This is a genomic window from Micromonospora krabiensis (assembly GCF_900091425.1).
In the GTDB taxonomy this organism is placed as follows: Bacteria; Actinomycetota; Actinomycetes; order Mycobacteriales; family Micromonosporaceae; genus Micromonospora; species Micromonospora krabiensis.
Window position 1 is genome coordinate 361,279 of sequence record NZ_LT598496.1, and the last position, 14,142, is coordinate 375,420.

General features: G+C 70.6%; 13 protein-coding genes. 4 read left to right on the forward strand and 9 right to left on the reverse strand.

The genetic code is table 11. The features are described 5' to 3' along the window. Nucleotides 1–191: 191 nt before the first annotated feature. Nucleotides 192–1,085 carry an alpha/beta fold hydrolase gene (locus GA0070620_RS01620; protein WP_157741498.1) on the forward strand — a complete coding sequence of 298 codons (894 nt, stop codon included), beginning with the start codon at nt 192–194 and terminating at the stop codon, nt 1,083–1,085. Nucleotides 1,086–1,408: 323 nt separating this feature from the next. Here GA0070620_RS01620 and GA0070620_RS01630 read toward each other — a convergent pair whose 3' ends face one another. The 8 genes from GA0070620_RS01630 to GA0070620_RS01650 all read right to left on the reverse strand — a co-directional run bounded on the left by GA0070620_RS01630 (nt 1,409) and on the right by GA0070620_RS01650 (nt 10,174). Beyond that, on the reverse strand, nt 1,409–2,374 hold the full coding sequence (locus tag GA0070620_RS01630; RefSeq protein WP_157741499.1) for a hypothetical protein: 966 nt from the start codon (nt 2,372–2,374) through the stop codon (nt 1,409–1,411). Nucleotides 2,375–2,817: 443 nt separating this feature from the next. Beyond that, on the reverse strand, nt 2,818–4,008 hold the full coding sequence (locus GA0070620_RS01635; protein ID WP_091587835.1) for an amidohydrolase family protein: 1,191 nt from the start codon (nt 4,006–4,008) through the stop codon (nt 2,818–2,820). 25 nt (nt 4,009–4,033) lie between these two features. After that, entirely contained in the window at nt 4,034–4,558 is a 525-nt protein-coding gene (locus GA0070620_RS01640) for a hypothetical protein (protein ID WP_091587837.1), read from the reverse strand. 178 nt (nt 4,559–4,736) lie between these two features. Continuing rightward, on the reverse strand, nt 4,737–5,837 hold the full coding sequence (locus tag GA0070620_RS01645; protein WP_091587839.1) for an FUSC family protein: 1,101 nt from the start codon (nt 5,835–5,837) through the stop codon (nt 4,737–4,739). Nucleotides 5,838–6,142: 305 nt separating this feature from the next. Beyond that, nucleotides 6,143–6,304: a hypothetical protein gene (locus GA0070620_RS32560; protein ID WP_157741500.1), complete on the reverse strand. Its 162-nt coding sequence runs from the start codon at nt 6,302–6,304 to the stop codon at nt 6,143–6,145. A gap of 257 nt (nt 6,305–6,561) precedes the next feature. Continuing rightward, nucleotides 6,562–6,735, reverse strand: a complete 174-nt coding sequence (locus tag GA0070620_RS32565) for a beta-propeller fold lactonase family protein (RefSeq protein ID WP_157741501.1) — start codon at nt 6,733–6,735, stop codon at nt 6,562–6,564. A gap of 47 nt (nt 6,736–6,782) precedes the next feature. Continuing rightward, the gene (locus GA0070620_RS33940; protein WP_269456554.1) at nt 6,783–6,914 is read right to left on the reverse strand and encodes a hypothetical protein; all 132 of its coding nucleotides are present in this window, start codon (nt 6,912–6,914) and stop codon (nt 6,783–6,785) included. Between the two features lie 488 nt (nt 6,915–7,402). Next, nucleotides 7,403–10,174 carry a helix-turn-helix transcriptional regulator gene (locus tag GA0070620_RS01650; RefSeq protein WP_172836361.1) on the reverse strand — a complete coding sequence of 924 codons (2,772 nt, stop codon included), beginning with the start codon at nt 10,172–10,174 and terminating at the stop codon, nt 7,403–7,405. 368 nt (nt 10,175–10,542) lie between these two features. On the opposite strand from GA0070620_RS01650, the gene GA0070620_RS01655 reads away from it, so the two are divergent. Together GA0070620_RS01655 and GA0070620_RS01660 are read left to right on the forward strand one after the other, a co-directional pair. Further along, complete coding sequence (locus GA0070620_RS01655) at nt 10,543–11,466, forward strand: alpha/beta hydrolase (protein WP_231922143.1); 924 nt, start codon at nt 10,543–10,545, stop codon at nt 11,464–11,466. Nucleotide 11,467: 1 nt separating this feature from the next. Then, nucleotides 11,468–12,304 carry an alpha/beta hydrolase gene (locus GA0070620_RS01660; protein ID WP_091587845.1) on the forward strand — a complete coding sequence of 279 codons (837 nt, stop codon included), beginning with the start codon at nt 11,468–11,470 and terminating at the stop codon, nt 12,302–12,304. Nucleotides 12,305–12,438: 134 nt separating this feature from the next. Here the strand turns inward: GA0070620_RS01660 and GA0070620_RS01665 are convergent, their stop codons facing one another. Next, on the reverse strand, nt 12,439–13,458 hold the full coding sequence (locus GA0070620_RS01665; protein ID WP_197677518.1) for an ArsR/SmtB family transcription factor: 1,020 nt from the start codon (nt 13,456–13,458) through the stop codon (nt 12,439–12,441). Nucleotides 13,459–13,560: 102 nt separating this feature from the next. On the opposite strand from GA0070620_RS01665, the gene GA0070620_RS01670 reads away from it, so the two are divergent. Then, nucleotides 13,561–14,142, forward strand: coding sequence for a dihydrofolate reductase family protein (locus tag GA0070620_RS01670; protein ID WP_091587847.1), 582 nt, complete (start codon nt 13,561–13,563; stop codon nt 14,140–14,142).

The window sequence follows — 14,142 nt, forward strand, 5'->3', positions numbered from 1 at the left end:
CTCGTCGCCGAAGTGCCCAAAGCCGTCCGGGTCGTCCGGACGGGGAGTGCGAGCGATGTGGCGTTTTGAGGCACTGCGGGATCTTGGTTCTTGTCTTGCCCTCGGCAGTGCGGCATGCGACGTAGTGGGTTGATGGCAGCGCATCCGCCGTCAGGCCTGCCCCGGGCCGCGAGTGACCCACGTCTCCGCCGGTGCACCACAGTTGGCATCGGCTGGCGGCCACGGTTGAATCGCTGGTTCGACGCCTCGAAGAGACCAGGAGACCAATGACTGCCACGTCGTACACCCCGTCCGGCATCGCGTACGACCGCAGCGCGCCGCAGGAGGGCGGCCTGCCCGTCGTCTTCATCCACGCGGGCATCGCCGACCGGCGCATGTGGGACCCGATCTGGGCCGACCTGGCCGCCGACCGCACGCTCGTCCGTGTCGACCTGCGCGGCTTCGGCGAGTCGACGACCCAGCCGGACGGGAGGCTGGACCACGTCGCCGACGTCCTCTCAACGCTAGAGCATTTGGGCGTCACGCGGTGCCACCTGGTCGGCGCCTCGTTCGGTTCTGGCGTAGCCACGGAGGTCGCCCTGACCCGGCCCGAGCTGGTGCAGTCGCTGTTGTTGTGCCCGCCCGGTGGCAGCCTCCTGGCCGAGCTGACGCCCGATCTGCGCCGCTTCTTCGACGCCGAGAAGGCGGCCCTGACCAGTGGCGACCTCGATGCTGCGGTCGAGGCCAACGTGACCACCTGGGTCGCGGGCCCCGGCCGCAGCGTTTCCGAGGTCGAGCCGTCGGTGGTGTCCGCTGTCCGGCTGATGCAGCGCAACGCGTTCGCGATCGCGGAATCGTGGGGCGACGTCGACGAGGCGGAGCTGGAGCCGCCCGCCCTGGAACGGCTGGGCGATCTGGACCTGCCGGTGCTGGTGCTCGTAGGCGGGCACGACCTGGACACCACCCACGACGCCGCACGCCGCGTGTGCGCCGGTGCGCCCCGTGTCCGGCGGGTGAATTGGGATGACGTCGCGCACCTGCCGTCGATGGAACGGCCGGTAGATTTCGCCGCCCTCGTCCGCGACTGGACTATGGGGAGTTCGTGAGCAGCTGGTAGGCGTCTCGGGCGATGCAGCGCTTCAGCGTACCGCTGGCCGTTCCCTACTGCGCCGACCAGGCCGAGGCAGCCGCACTGACGGAGCGCCTCATCAGCTCGATCGGATGCACTCCTGCGCCGTGCGACGGGCTGGCGCGGGCAGCGTACCTGGAGGCGAGGGCGGCGCTCGCGGTCGGGCTGTGGTGGGCGGGCCAACGGCCGCGCTCCGCGTTCCCATCTGTGGCGGAGGTGCCACAGGGCTGAGTTGTCGAGCACGGCGCGCCCAAGGAACGTGGGCCGCGCATCGCGTCGCTCGAACGCGGGCGCAGGTGCTCATCCGCGCGAGAGTTCTGCGTTTGTCGCCTGCTCCTGACGAGGGCGGGTGGTGATGGCGTAGCCGGCGGTGGTGACACCCAGCGCCACGCCCCAGCCGACGAACACCAGCAGGGTGGCGGTCACCGCCCACCCTTCCCGCACCTCCGACCAGTGCGTGTCGCCGGTGAGCACCTGCCGCACGAGCACCGCGATGCTCAGGACGCCGTAGGTGGCCAGCGTGAGTGCCACCACCCCGGCGGGGACGACCGCCAGGAGCCGGGGGACCGGGCGGCCCCGTAGCCCCGGCACCCAGCGGGGTATCTGCTGCCCCCAGCGTTGTGCCAGCCCGAGGACGAGCAGGCCGGCGAGCGGCGGGACGAGGGTGACCGCCGCGCCGGTCCAGGTGGAGAGGTTGCGGTGGATGTCGTCCAGTTGCCGCTGCGGAATGCCGAATGCCACGCCGAGCGCCCACAGCCCGTGCGGCACGGCCCAACCGACCACGGGGAGGGCGACCGCCGTGTACGCCCAGCGGCGGGTCCACCGCGGGACCGTCCGGTAGTCGGCCGCCCGTACTACGCGCTGCGGGGCGCAGGCGTTGGCGAGACCGGCGAACAGCAGACCGCCGGCCGCCAGTGCCAGCCGTGTGCCGAGGTCGCGCCAGTCCGAGGGACGTCCCGCCAACGCCGCAGGGATCTCGAAGAGCAGGTGCAGCGGGAACGCGAGGACCAGGAGCAGGACGGCCGCCACCCAGCTGCCGGCGACGACGTGGCGGCAGGGGAACCGGACCGTGTACAGGACCAGCACCGCGAGGGCGGCGGCGACTCCCACGGCGCCCCACCCCGCCCAGAACGGCAAGGTCTCGACCCGGTTCGCGCCGCATCCGCCCGTCGGGTCGACCAGATCGGTGCGGTCGCAGGCGGTGTACCCCCACCGGCCACCCGCGATCCAGTACGCCCGCACGGTCACCTCGGCGACGACGAACACGACGCAGGCCACCGCCCACGGCCGGACTCTGGAGACGGCAGCCGATCGGGGATACCGGGCCGAAGGTTCTGCCTTGACGCTCATGAGGCAATGCTCTGTGGCGATACGCGGGGCCGTCTTCCCGGCAGAGGGGGACGCGCTCCCGCTGCCGGGGGAGTGCGGACCGTGGACGGTCCGGGTTGTATCGGGTTGGCGGGGCAATTCCGGTGCAACGCGAGGGATCGTCGAGGTGGGTCGATGGACATGGTCGACTGGTATGCGCGGGCCGACCTGGGTGGCGACGTCATCGGGATCTCGGAACCACACGTCAACGAGTTGCTGTCGGCGAACGTCTGGTGGTTACGCGGCAATGACCGCGACATCGTGGTCGACGCCGGGAAGCATCGCCGTGCTGGAGGACGGCCGGCGCCGGACTGCTCACCCGGGCCTGACACAGGCCGGTCTCAGCCACTGACCGGAGTGCCGGCGCTGTACACGGCGAGCGGGCGGCGCAGCACGGTGATGTCGCTCGTCGGGTCGCCCGTGACGACCAGGAGGTCGCCGTCGAATCCGGGGCGGACGCGGCCCTTGCGCCGCCCGAGGCCACACACCTGCGCGCCGACCGAGGTGGCCGCGGTGAGGGCGGCGGTGGCGGGGAGGCCGGACGCGACGTACTCGACGAGCGTCTCTGGCAGGATCCCGTGCGGCTTCGCCGGACCGAGGCCCGCGTCCGAGCCGGCCACCAGGCGGACCCCGGCCCGGTGCAGGATGGTGAGGCCCTCGCGCAGGGTGGCCTCGCTGAGCCCGAGCCGCGCCGCCATCGCCACCACCTCCGGTGGCGTGACCACGGCCGGGTCGGTGCCGAGGGTGGCGCAGACCGCCACTCCGGACCTGGCCAGGCGCTCCGCGAGGTCGTCGGGGACGTGGGCGCCGCTCGCGGTCACGCACGTGCCGTGTTCGATGCCGTCGACACCGACGCGCAGCGCCTGCTCGACCGCACTGAGCGCGTGGGCGTGCGCGGTCACCGGCACGCCCGCGTCGTGAGCCCGGGTCACTGCGGCGACGAACTCCTGGTCGGTGAACTGAGGCCGGGTGGTGTCGGTGCCGGGGGTGAACACCCCGCCGCTGGCCATGACCTTCACCAGGTCGGCGCCGGCCTCCGCCCGCAGCCGCACGGCCTCGCGCATCCCGTCGACGCCGTGCGCCTCGCCGCCCATCGACCAGCAGTGCCCGCCGACGCTGGTGATCGGCGCGCCGGACCCGACCACCGTGGGGAGGTCGTCGCGCGCCTTCCGGTCCCGCCACCGGAGCACGGCGTCGCGCCGGTCGCCCAGGTCCCGCACCGTCGTGACGCCGGCCGTCAGGTGCGAGCGCAGTGACGCCTCGATGACCGCGTCGAGATCCGGCTCGGGACGCTCGGCGAGACGGCCGAGCGCGTCGAGCCCGGCATCGGCGCACAGGTGCACGTGCGCGTCGACCAGGCCGGGCAGCACGGTGGCGTCCGGCTCCTCGTGCACCGGCCAGCCCGCCGGCACCTCGACCCGGCCCCGGTGCACGTCGGCGATGCGCGTGTCGTCCAGCAGGACCAGCACCCCGCCGTCCCACAGCCGCTCGCCGTCGAACATCCGCGCCGCGCGGATGGCACGCTTCGCCATTGGTCCTCCCTTCGGGTCCGAGACGCTAGCGCGCCGGTGCGCGAAGCGAGGTGACACGCCGGCGGTGGTCGGCGGCCACGGCCATGACGAGAGGACCCCAGACGATCAGCGGGGCGTAGTACCGCAGCACGTCCCAGCCGGGTGCCGGGTGCGCCGGTTCGTCCCGGCCGACTCCGACCCATCCGCGCGGCACGACCTGGAACGTCAGGTTCAGGACGACGTACGCGCTGATGGTGACGAGCAGTGCCCCGCCGGCCGCGGCGAGGATCACGACGGGGCCCGGCGGGATCGGTCGGCCGCCGAGCAGCGGTACCCAGCGCGGAACCTGTTCCCCCCACCGGTGCACCAGCCCGAGTGTCGACAGGGCCAGCACCAACGACAGGGTGGACAGGAAGATCATGTACCACGTCGTGGGGGCCTCGTCGGTGAATATGAGGGACACCCGCCAGATCGCGGACGGCAGGACGCAGACCGGGACGGCGTAGGCGGCCCAGACGGCCCAGCGGGACGGCGCCGCAGCCCCGGCACGTCCGGTGTCGGTGGAAGTCACGAGTGCTCCGATCCTCGAAGGCCGACGTCGTGACCAATGGTTCTCCGCCGGCGGACGACTCCTCGCCCCCAGCGGAGGGGATTGCGCTCCCGCTCTGGAGGGAGCCGCCCGGGTCGGGGCGGGCGGGGCGGACCTGGTCCATCCGCGTCTCCCGGTCCGCAGGCGCAGTCCGCGACTCCTACCCTCTGCGCGCTGAATCGGACTGCTCCGCGATCGTCGCGCTCGCAGCCTGCCGGACCATCTGGTTGGCATCGGTGCGGGGGACCGCGGTGGCGCGCAGCAGGTCCCGGGCGATCGTGCGGACCTGGGCCATCACCACGGCTCCGGACAAACCCAGGCCGTCGCGCGCGGCCTGGCCCGCCTGGTGGGCGGCCCGCAGTGCGTGGTGCCGCGCAGCGTACGGTTCGCGTGCCCGAACGAACTCGGAATGCAGGAATCGCACGGCGTCACCCAGGTCGATGACGGCGAGGCCCAGGGCCGGCGGGATCGGCTCCTGGTCACTGATCGCGCTGTACGCCCGTCGCGCCAGACCACGTGCACCCAGCACGGCGCGCTCGAGGTGTTCGGCACCGACGCGGTACTCCCGTAGCGTGCTGCGCCAGCGGAAGCGCTGCGGAGAGTACCTGACCACCTCGACGCCGCCCTGCACCGCGTCGGAGAGCTGGGCGAGCTGCGCGCCCATCGTCCGTAATTCCTCAAGCGAAGCACCGACGGCCGTACTGTCGCGGCGGGCCAGCGCGTGGCCCACGACGGTGAGCTGGTGTGACAGGTTGTCCAGTTCCGGACCGACCGCGCGCTCGACGATACGCAGCGGGTTGAGCGGTAGCAGCAGGAGCACCACGGCGAGGGCGCTGGCACCACCGAGAACGGCGTTGAAGACCTGCGGCGCATCGACCCGCGTACCGGCGGGAGCGACGCTCGCCACCAGTACGGCGGTGCCGCCTGCCTGGGTGATCAGGCTGCCGCGTCCGAAGACCGCGATCGCGGTCACGATCGTGGCCGTCGCTATCACCGCGATCTGCCACGCTCCGCGGTCGATGACCACGACGAGTCCGTCGGCGACAGCCGCGCCCAGCGCCACCCCCACGACGAGTTCGACCGTGCGTCGCAGCCGCTGCCCGGCGGCAGCAGCGACCGTCCCGACCGCTGCGATGGGCGCGAAGACCGGGTTGGCGTCGAGCGCGATCTTGTCGGCGATCGTCCAGGCGAGACCGGCCGCGAGGCCCGCTTGTATCGCGACGACGAGGTAGATGCCGAGTTGCCGGCGCCGATCCCGCACTCTGGTGCGCTGCTTGGATCTCCACCGGTGGATGACCGCCTCGGCGCGGGCATCGTGGCTGTCGGCGGGGCGAGCGGTACGCGTGGCGTCCGGACTGTGACTGCGCCATCGCATGGCGCGACATACCCCATCTGCCCGTCGACAAGCAGAGCCGACCCTCACATGAGGGAGAGCACTGCCGGCCCAACGGTGCCGGCGGATGCCGCGACACGGTCCGCGACTTGGCCGGGCTCGGCTGACGGGCGAGAGCAGGGACGATTGCTGGTCCCGGCCGCTGCGACGACGGGAACAGCACTGGCTGTGCGTCAGGAGGCGGCGATGCCTTCCATCCCGATGCCGTTCTCGAACTTCGGCAGGCCGCTCACCTCGGTGACGAGGTGCAGGGGGCCGTCCTTGCCCACCTCGTAGCCCTGCACGTAGCGCGCGGCGGCGTTCTGGACGTGGAGGAAGCCGTCGCTGGTGATCATGTCGATCGAGCCGCCGCCGGTGTCGGCGGCGACGGCCTTGACGAGGATCAGCTTCCCGTCCTTGTCGACCTTGTACGAGCTGATGGTGGAGCTTCCCGCGTTGGCGACGAAGACGTAATCGCCGACCCCGCTGGATCCAGCACGGCGCCTGCTGCCCGTTGGGCACCGACGGACCGATCTGGTCGAGTTCGCCGTCGCGCTCCAGCTCGAACCGACTGACCTCGTTGCTGCCGGACTCCGTCACCAGCGGTGTGTCGTCAGTGTCGAAGGTTGATTCCGAACGGTGTGTTGCCCGCGTTGCTGATGACGGGATTACGGGACAGCTCACCGTCGTGGCCGATCCGGCAGGTGAACATCACGTTGGCTGCCTTCGTGCTGACCAGCACGAACTTGCCGTCGGGGTCGATCTCGACCTGAGCCGGGGCGGTCATGAACGCCGGGGGTTGCCGTTGTGCAACCCGAGCGACCGGTTGGCGCCCTAGATCGGCGACAACCGCCCCTTGTGCAGCTCGAAGCACTGAACGGAACCCTCGCCACCGGCGTTGAGCACGTAGACGAGGTCGTCGCGGACGTCGAGGCTGACGGGCAGCAGGCCGCCGGACCAGACCACCTGTAACTTGTGAAGTACTCACCGGCGGGGGAGAGGCGGCCGTCGTCGTCCCGGTCGTATACCTTGATCGTGTTTGCCTCTGCCTTGTTCGTCTGGACGAACACCGCACCGTTGTCGCCGTCCCCGTGGTGGTGTCCGTGACCACCACGGTCGTCGTGCCGGTACCCCGGCCCGCGTCGGCGAGCGCGAGCCGCGGGAGCGCCCCGACGCCTGTCAGCCCGGCGAGGAGTGCGGCAGCGGCGAGCGTTTTGTGCTTCGTGATCAACCTCTTGGTCGGCTTATCCGCAAACAGGAAGAACTTTCCCGCTCGGGGCTATGGCTATTGAAGGTGTAGTTGAGCATGTTTACCCCAAAAGGGGGGATATTGTGGCTGTTCGCGTTTTTTGGCCGTGCAGCGACCGGGCGCCCGACTCCTGGGCTCGGCTCGTCGCCGTCCTGACGCCGCGGCTTGTCACGTCCCTTCCACGGTCGGCCGGCCTGTAGCAGCCTCATCCCGTCCTGGTCGGCATGGAGTTGATCGCGCCGGCGAGGTGCCGGCGGGAGCTGACTCCCAGCTTCTTGAAAACCTTCCGGAGGTGGTAGTCGACGGTGGCGGGGCTAACCACAAGGTTCATCGCGATTTCCTGGTTGGTCGCTCCGGCTGCGGCCAGCCGGGCCACCCGCGCCTCCTGGCCGGTCAGCTCCGGCGCCCCGGCAGCCACGGCCGGCTCGATATCGACCTGGCCACCGGCGGCCATCAATTCGGTCCGGGCGCGACGCGCGAATCCGACTGCGCCGCAGTCGATGAAAGTACGCAGCGCGGAATACAACTGCTGCCGAGCGTCAGCGCGCCGGCGGCGCCGACGCAGCCACTCCCCGTACAGCAGCCGGGTACGAGCCTGCTCCAGCACCAGCGGGGTCGCGTCGAGTAATCTGGCCGCCTCGACGTAGCTGGCTTCGGCGTCGGCCGGATGTGCGTGCAGGGCCTCAGATCGGGCCAACAGCCCCGCCGCGCCCGGTGTCCCGGCGGCCCGCGCGCGTGGCCTCAGCCGTAGCAGTGCCGTCTGTGCGGCCTCGCGTTCACCGGCCCTCACCGCGGCTTCGACCAGGTCCGGAAGGATCATCGTTCCGTCGTAGGCCGGATCGTCATCAAAGACGGTGCGAGCAGCTTCGTAAGCGGCCGGCCAGTCCTGATCGCCGAGGCGGGCCACGGTCAGCGCGTGCCGGGTCTTCACCGTCACCGGCCCGCCCGGCACGGTCAGCGGCAGCGCTCCGGTGGCGACGGCGATTGCCTCGGCCTCGTCGCGGCGGCCCTGCCAGGCCCGCACCAGCAGATCAATCATGGGGAACGCCGGGGTGCCGGTGAGTGCCTCGTAGATGTCGCGGTACTGCGCCCAGTGCTCGGCGGCGGCCGTGAGACGGCCGGTCATCACCGCGTGGTGGGCCAGCCCGGCCAGTCCGATGGAGAGCATGCGTACGTCACTGGCACGCCCGATCCGCACAACGTGCCCAGCCAGGGCTTCGAGGACCGCGTCGTCCCACAGCTCGTGAGCGGCCTGCAGCGCGACCAGGTACCAGCGGCCCGGCGGAGTACGGTCGTGCACCTGCTCGGCGAGCCCCGCCAGCGCCGTGCGCAGAAGCGGCGCCGCTTCGGCGTAGCCACGGAGATTGCAGGTAGCCGTCCCGCGCAGCAGGCGCAGGTAATCTGGAGTCCATGTCGCGGACTCCGCACCCGGATCCGTCAGCTCCAGCGCCAGTTCGGCGAGCCGGGTGACGGTGTCCCGGTCCGGTCGCGGCACGTGCAGTTGGACGATGTCGAACGCGTCGATCAAGCAATCGCGGGCGGTGTCCGCGTCCGGTTCGGCGGCGAAGATGGTCGCCGCAGTCCCGAGCAGCCGCAACGCGGTGGTCTGATCCTGGAAGCCGACCGACAGGCCGCGCAGCCGCGCCGACAGCCCGCGGTTGCGGGCGTCGTGGTCCAGGGCGGTGGTGCGGGCACGTAGCGCTTCAGCTCGTTGCAGTGCCCCGGCATTGTGCGCGTGGCCTGCGGCAGCCAGATATCGGGCGTCGCGTGCCGGGCCCGGTGCGGACAGGCCCGCGGCGCGGGCGGCGAACGCGGCGGCGGTCAGGTATGCGCCACGCTGCAAGGCTCGCTCGGCGGCGGTGTCGAGTCGGCCGGCAACCTGCTCGTCGACGTCAGCGGTGGCACCGGCGAGGTGACGCGTCTGGCGCTCGAAGTGGTGATCCGGATCGATCACTTCGGCGAGCGCGGCATGGGTACGGCGGCGCAGCTCCGGGTCGGCACCGCCGTAGACGGCCGAGCGCACCAGCGGATGTCGGAATCTCGGCACGGGATGGATGCTGAACAGCTCATCGCGCCCGGTCACCTCCGCCTCGGCGGCGTCCAATTCGGCCGGGGAAAGAAGGTGCGCAGCGGCGGCCCGCACAGTACGGGGGTCGGCGGTGGTATCGGCGGCGGCGATCAGCAGCAGTCGCTGCGCTGGCACGCTGAGCCGGTTCACCTGCGTCAGGTAGCGTGCCTCGAGTTTGCCGCTCAGCGGCAGCGGGTCACCGGGTAGCATCTCGTCGGGGTTGGCGTCGGCAGCGAATTGGGTCAGCGCGAGCGGGTTACCGCAAGCCAGTTCGACGATCCGCCGGGCCACGCTGTGTTCGAGCTTCGCCCCGCTTACCTCGGCCAGGACGGTCATCGCGTCGGCCTCGCTCAACTGGCTGAGGTGCAGCAACGGGAATTGGTCGAGCAGCGGCCCGGCCGGGGCGTTGTCGCGCTCGGCGAGCAGCAGGGCCAGCGGTTCGGCGGCCAGCCGGCGGCCGGCGAAGGCAAGGGTCCCCACCGTCGTCTGGTCGAACCACTGCATGTCGTCGCAGATCACCAGCAGCGGTCCGGCGGACGCGGCCGAGCCGAGCAGGTTCAGCGTCGCCAGTCCGACCAGGAACCGGTCGGCGGGAGGCCCCTCCTGGCGGCCGAAGATGCGGGCGAGGGCCGCATGCTGCACTGGGGGCAGGATGTCCAAGTCGTCCAGCAGCGGCAGCAACAGCTGATGCAGCGCGGCGTAGTCGAGGTCCTGCTCGCTCTCGGTACCGGTGGCACGCAGCACGCGCACCCGCTGCTCCGCGGCGGCTGCCGCGGCTTCGTCGAGCAGGACGGTCTTGCCGATCCCCGCCTCGCCCCGAACCACCAACACGCCGGCTTTTCCGCCGACCGCGGCGGTGACGAGCTCCCGAACCGCTGAGATCTCGACAGAACGCCCCACGATCCGCATGATCATCAACCCTAGGTCCCACGTGTGTCCCGGCGGAAGACTACGTGTCACGCGTGGTTTCCGAATAGACGCGCTCCCGCAAGCATCATTCCCGACCGTTGTTGACCGGAGGTCCGATGCCCGTAACCCTGGCTTCCGCCGAGCTGCCCGACCGGTCGGAGCCGTTCGCCGCTACCGGCCGCCGACGTAGTCGGCGAGGCAGAGGCCCGCGAGCTGCGCGAAACATACGCCTTACCCGGGTCGGAAATGCCGATCTTCCATGCCGCCGCGGCGCACCGGCAGGGGTCACGAGAAGGGCTCGGCTTCCTTCGGTCCGTCAACCGTTCCCCTCTTGTCAAGGAGCAATCCCTATGTCCGAAGTTCGGCCCGTGCTGGAACCGGCCGCCGAAGCCTTCGCCGAGGCGACCGCGAATCCGCCGTACCTGTTCGACCTCGGCCCGATCGACGGCCGCAAGACCGTCGACGACGTGCAGAGCCCCGAGGTCGCGGTGCCGGGAACGAGCAAGGAGTCGATCGTCGAGCCGGCCCTGACGATCTTCCGGCCGGAGAACGTCCAAGGCCCACTGCCGGTGATCCTCTACATCCACGGCGCCGGCTGGGTGTTCGGCAACAACCACACCCACGACCGGCTCGCCCGTGAGCTTGCCGCCGGCGCCGGCGCCGCCGTGGTGTTCCCCGACTACAGCCTGTCGCCGGAGGCGCAGTACCCAACGGCGATCAACGAGAACTACACGGTCGCTCGCTGGGTGCTCGACCATGGCACCGAGCACGGCCTGGACGCCTCGCGGATCGCGGTCGCCGGTGACTCGGTCGGCGGAAACATGGCCGCAGCCCTGACCCTGATGGCGAAGCAGCGCGGCGATCTGCCACTCATGGGGCAGGTGCTGTTCTACCCTGTCACGGACGCCGCCTTCGACACCGGCTCCTACCGGCAGTTCGCCGAGGGCTACTTTTTGCGCCGCGACGCCATGCGCTGGTTCTGGGATCAGTACACCACCGACGGAAACCAGCGTGCGGAAATCACGGCCTCACCGCTGCGCGCCAGCACCGAGCAACTCACCGGCCTGCCGCCAGCCCTGGTCATCACCGCCGAAGCGGATGTGCTGCGCGACGAAGGTGAGGCGTACGCGAACAAGCTGCGCGCCGCCGGAGTACCCGTCATCGCCGTGCGTTATCAGGGCATCATCCACGACTTCGTGATGCTCAACGCCCTGCGCGGCACCCACGCCGCCGAAGCCGCCATCAGTCAGGCCATCGCTTTCCTGCGCACCATCCTGAAGACGGAGGACTGACATGTCCCTGCAGACCGACCTCGCGCAGGTCGACGCGGCCAACGCCTCCGGCCTGCCGCCGGTGGTGTTCATCCACGGCCTGTGGCTGCTGCCCTCCAGTTGGCAGCGCTGGGCAGAGGCATTCGCCGAAGACGGATACGCACCGGTGGTGGCCGGCTGGCCCGACGACCCGGACACCGTCGCCGAGGCCAACGCCCACCCGGAGGTATTCGCCCGCAAGAGCGTCGGCCAGGTCGCCGACCACTTCTGCGACCTGATCAGCAAACTCGACCGCAAACCGGCCGTCATCGGCCACTCCTTCGGCGGCCTCATCACCCAGATCGTCGCTGGCCGCGGTTTGTCCGTCGCCTCCGTCGCGATCGACCCGGCGCCGTTCCGCGGTGTGCTGCCGCTGCCGATTTCCGCCCTGCGTGTGGCCAGTGTCGTGCTCGGCAACCCGGCCAACTACCACCGCGCCGTGCCGCTCACCTACGACCAGTTTCGGTACGGCTTCGCCAACGCGGTCACCGAAGAGGAGGCCCGCCAACTGTACGAGACGTTCGCCGTGCCCGCCTCCGGCGAGCCGTTGTTCCAGGCCGCCGTGGCCAACCTCAACCCATGGACCGAGGCGAAGGTCGACACGAACAACCCCGACCGCGGCCCGCTACTGGTCATCTCCGGCGAGAGGGACCACACCGTGCCGTGGTCCATCGCCAACGCCTCCTACAAGCAACAGAAGGACAACCGGCACATCACCGAGATCGTGGAGATCCCGGGCCGTGGCCACTCCCTGACCATCGACAGCGGCTGGCACGAGGTCGCCGACACCGCTTTGACATTCATCAAGCGCTTCCACTGAAACCGACGTCCGAACTGGCGGGGAGGCGCCAGTTTGGACGTCTCCGGAAGGCCCACGGGAACGGTCAACGTCTACCACGCAGGCCGCCAGACGACGGCCAGTCCACCCGCTACGAGTGCCACCCCGCTTACGGCTCAGGTCGGTTGGGGCCGCCCGGCGAGCAGCCGATCGCCGAGGTCGGTGCGTGAATAGAGCACCTGGCGGCCGGCCCGGCGCGAGGTGAGCAGCCCGGCGGCACGCAACGCCTGCAGGTGCACGCTGACCGTCGGCGCGGACAGTGCCATCTGAGTGGCGGCCTGGCTGGTCGACATGGGCAGGTCGAGCTGGGCCAGCAGGGCGGCCCGGGTGTGCCCGAGGATGCCGGCGAGCGCCGGGCCGGCCTGCTCGGGGTGCTCCTCCCAGAGCCGGCCGAGGCCACGGGGCGAGTAGGAGACGCTGGGCGAGGAGGGCTGCGCGGTCCGCACCAGGACGTCGGGCCAGGCGAAGGCGCACGGCACCAGGAGCAGGCCCCGCCCGCCGCAGTCGGCGTGGCCCTCGTAGTACTTGACGATCCGCAGCGTCTGGTCGGCGAAAGTGACCGACGGGTGCAGGTTGTTCATCATCCGGTCGACGCCCCCGTCGGCGAGCGCGTCGAGCCGGTAGGCGATGTCGTCGTTGAGCAACGCGTCGATCCGCTTCCAGTCCGGCGCGATCGCGACCCGGTGGTATGCCTCGATCGCCTCCGTGATCGGGCCGATGCCCGCGTCCGGCCGGTCCACGAGCGCCTGGAGCAGGGCCTGCCGCCGTTCCCGGCCGGGCCCCTGCTGGGCGCCCCGGTGGACGGCCAGGTGCGCCAACTCCCGCGCCACGATCTCCGGGTCGGCGTCGGCGACCTGCGCCAGTTCCTCGGTGAAGGATGCGGACCGGCGCCCCGGCGGCGGCACCAGGAAATCGGGAATGTAGCCCTCCGGCCGCACCAGCGCCCGCAGCAGTTCAAGATCGCGCTCGCGCAGCCGGTCCGCGCGCCCGGCGAAGCCCTCGATCCAGGGACGGTGCAGGTGCGCACCCCGCCGGCCGGCGGCCAGCGTCCGCAGGCTGGCGACGGTCTCCATCAGGGGCGAGGTGGCGAAGCGTACGCGAGCGAGATCGATCGCCGTGACGTGCAGGTGGATCACGTGTCACCCCTTCCGATTAGGACTCAGCCTAATCGTGGCTGGCTCAGGTGAGCCGCAGCAGAGTGAGGGGCATCCAACCGGACAGAGGAAGGAACATCGAAGATGCGCACTCTGATCTACACCGCCTTCGTCTCGCTGGACGGTGTCGTCGACTCCCCAGGCGGCGGCACCGCGGCCGAGGCCCACCGCAGCGGTGGCTGGACCTACAAGGACATCGAGTTCGTGCCCGAGGCCTACGAGCTCAAGGGGCGGGAGACCGAGCAGGCCACCGCGCTGATGTTCGGCCGCACCAGCTACGAGGTGTTCTCGCCGGTGTGGCCGGACATGGCGGACTTCGCCGCCCTCAAGGGCCTGCCGAAGTACGTCGTCTCGACCACTTTGACCGAGGACGCTCTGGTCGACAACTGGGGGGAGATCACGATCCTGCGCTCCCTTGAGGACGTCGCGACGCTCAAGGAGACCGACGGCGGCCCGATCATCATTCACGGCAGCGCCACCCTCGCCCGCACCCTCTCCGACGCCGGCCTGATCGACCGCTACCACCTGCTGGTCTTCCCGCTGCTGCTCGGAGCCGGCAAGCGGATGTTCAGCGACGCCGACCGCGACAAGCAGATGCTGAAGCTGGTCGAGTCCGAGACGTACGCCAACGGCATCATCAAGATCGTCTACGACGTGGTGCGGTGA